Source organism: Kitasatospora sp. NPDC001132 (assembly GCF_053598415.1).
The window spans coordinates 22,823-25,052 of sequence record NZ_JBSFKF010000061.1 but is presented as its reverse complement, the minus strand read 5'-3'; the positions used below and the strand labels follow the sequence as shown (position 1 = coordinate 25,052).

General features: G+C 72.5%; 3 protein-coding genes and 1 pseudogene. 3 read left to right on the top strand and 1 reads right to left on the bottom strand.

All coding sequences use genetic code 11. From position 1 onward, the window contains the following. Nucleotides 1–114: 114 nt before the first annotated feature. The 3 genes from ACWDBE_RS38155 to ACWDBE_RS38145 all read left to right on the top strand — a co-directional run bounded on the left by ACWDBE_RS38155 (nucleotide 115) and on the right by ACWDBE_RS38145 (nucleotide 1,491). Nucleotides 115–636, top strand: coding sequence for a helix-turn-helix domain containing protein (locus tag ACWDBE_RS38155; protein WP_449810268.1), 522 nt, complete (start codon nucleotides 115–117; stop codon nucleotides 634–636). Between the two features lie 118 nt (nucleotides 637–754). Beyond that, nucleotides 755–1,321 (top strand): DEAD/DEAH box helicase family protein, encoded by a 567-nt coding sequence (locus ACWDBE_RS38150; RefSeq protein ID WP_449810267.1) that lies wholly within the window; start codon nucleotides 755–757, stop codon nucleotides 1,319–1,321. After that, the gene (locus ACWDBE_RS38145) at nucleotides 1,309–1,491 is read left to right on the top strand and encodes a hypothetical protein (protein WP_449810266.1); all 183 of its coding nucleotides are present in this window, start codon (nucleotides 1,309–1,311) and stop codon (nucleotides 1,489–1,491) included. The genes ACWDBE_RS38150 and ACWDBE_RS38145 overlap by 13 nt, the downstream gene beginning before the upstream one ends. A gap of 294 nt (nucleotides 1,492–1,785) precedes the next feature. On the opposite strand, the pseudogene ACWDBE_RS38140 reads toward ACWDBE_RS38145, so the two are convergent. Further along, nucleotides 1,786–2,230, bottom strand: a pseudogene (locus ACWDBE_RS38140) (beta strand repeat-containing protein); the annotation flags it as partial.

Below are 2,230 nucleotides of genomic sequence, written 5' to 3'. Positions count from 1 at the left end.
AGACGCTCGGCTGGGAAACCCCAGCCGAGCGCCTGGCTAAACTCCTCGCGGCCTAGACAACCGACCACGTGTTGCAACGACCACTAGAAACCGCCGCCGCGGGAGCGGGCCACCGTGCGGACCGGGGCCCGCTACGCCGAGGCCCTGTCCGGGATCGCCGAGGCGAACACCAGCCGCCGCCGTACCAAGACCGGGCAGAAGGCCCGGGTGCGGGGCAAGGACACCGTCGGCGAGGCGGGCGGCTCGATGGCCGGCCGGGCGGGCAAGCAGGCCATCAAGTCTGGTGCCTCCCACCTCGCCCCGGTGGTCCACGAGACCGGCCAGGCCGGCGGCCGCCTCGCCTTCACGGTGCGGACGAAGGCCGACCAGTACGTCTACAGCGCGGGCTCGGAGAAGGACTCCGGCGGCATCCGGCGCGGGTTCATCCCCCGCTCCGACGGCACCGAGGAGCGCACCTACGGCTCCGCCTCGACCGGCGGGTTCGACGCCGCCGAGTGGTCCCAGCGGGTCGCGGACCACCACGGCGACGTGACCGAGGTGATGCGGGAGTGGCTGGTGGAGACCGGCCGCGCCGTCGAGGACGCCGACATCGCCTACCTCGAGGTCCGCGGCTGGATCCCCGAGGACCAGCAGTAGGTCCGGCCGGCCTCTCCCCATCCATGACCTGGCCCGGGGAGAGGCCGCCTGCCCCGCCCCTCCCACAGCCCCGCCCGCCCCGCCGAGCCGCCTCGGCATCCGAAGGAGAAGCACCGCCGTGGAGACCACCACCGCCACCGCCGAGCAGAACGTGCCGGCCGCTCCGCGCGCCCAGCCCGAGCCGCCGCTCCCGGCCCGGCCGCTCGGCACCGCCGTGAACCCGCTGCCGCTGCACTGGTTCCAGAAGGACGCGGTCGCGGCCGCGGTGCGCGAGGTGAAGGACGGCGGCCGCGCGACCGTCATCGCGGCGACCGGCTCCGGCAAGACCCTCATCGCGGCCGGCTGTGCCCGGCGCCTGGCCGCTCGGGGCCGGGTGCTGCTGCCGCTGTTCACCCTCGTGTTCTGGCCACGGGTCCGGACCCTGGAGCTCCTCCGCAGCCCGAGACTCTACGAGCGCCACCTGCGCAGGCACCTGGCGAAGGGGGACAACTACCGGTACGACTCGGCGGGCCGGATCCTGCGCCGGGTCGCCGTCAAGCTCCGGCACCACCGAGGGGCGGGAGCCTGGGCCGTCCTGCGGATCGCCGCCGAACACGGCTGGACACTCGACCACTCCTTTCCCGCGGACCCGTCGGGAACCCTCCATCTCTGCCGCTTGGAAGAGCGCACCCGGTGGAGCCGCTGACCCGGCTGTCCGACGCACTGGTGCGCTACGCCGCTGACCTCGACGCCAGCGTCGCCGACGCGCACGGCCAGCCCGCGGCCACCTGGCGCCGGGTCCGGGCACGGGCGGACAAACTCGGCACCGCTGGAGCAGGTCTCGCAGTACCACAACAGCCGTCACTGGAAGGCTGAACCTGCGGATTTCTAGCCCGTGCCCCCGCCGTGCATTCGCCCCGTCGAGCATCAGCTCGACGGGGCGAATGATCAGGAACTCCGAACTTACCAGCAACGTCTCTGAGGGGTTGGGGACTTCGTGGTGCCGTGGGTTGCGGTTGCCTTCGTGACCAGCTCTGCCGGAGCCTTCCGTATCAGGCCGCAGCCGGCTGTTCTTGGGCTTGCTCGGGCAGAGTGCCGGCTCTTCGCTGCCGACTCCGCAAAACGGCGAGTTCTGGTGTGGCGGGTTCCCTGACCCGCCGGGGCCGGGGGTCAGGGCAGCAGGGGGAGGGGGACCAGGGTCAGCGGCGCCGTGGCGGAGGAGGCGTTGTAGCAGGTGTTGCCGCTGAAGGACGCCGTGTAGCTGGTGGCGGTGATGACGGTGGCGGGGACGGTGAGTTGCGGGGGTGCGAGGGTGGCGACGCCGGAGGCGTTGGTCGTGGCGCTGCCCAGCGCGGTCGGGCCGCCGACCGTGTTGGCGCGGAAGGTGACGTTCTGGCCGGCGATGGGGGCGCCGGCGGTGGTCTTGAGGGTGGCGCTCATCGCGGGGATGACGAAGTTGCCGTTGACCCGCAGGCGGATCTGCGCCGGGTCGGCGGTCAGCGTCGTGTTCACCGCGTTCACGGTGACGGCGAGCGTTGCGGTGGAGGCGGTGAAGCAGGTGTTGCCGCTGTAGGTGGCGGTGACGGTGCCGGTCTGGAGGGTGCTGGTGGTGATG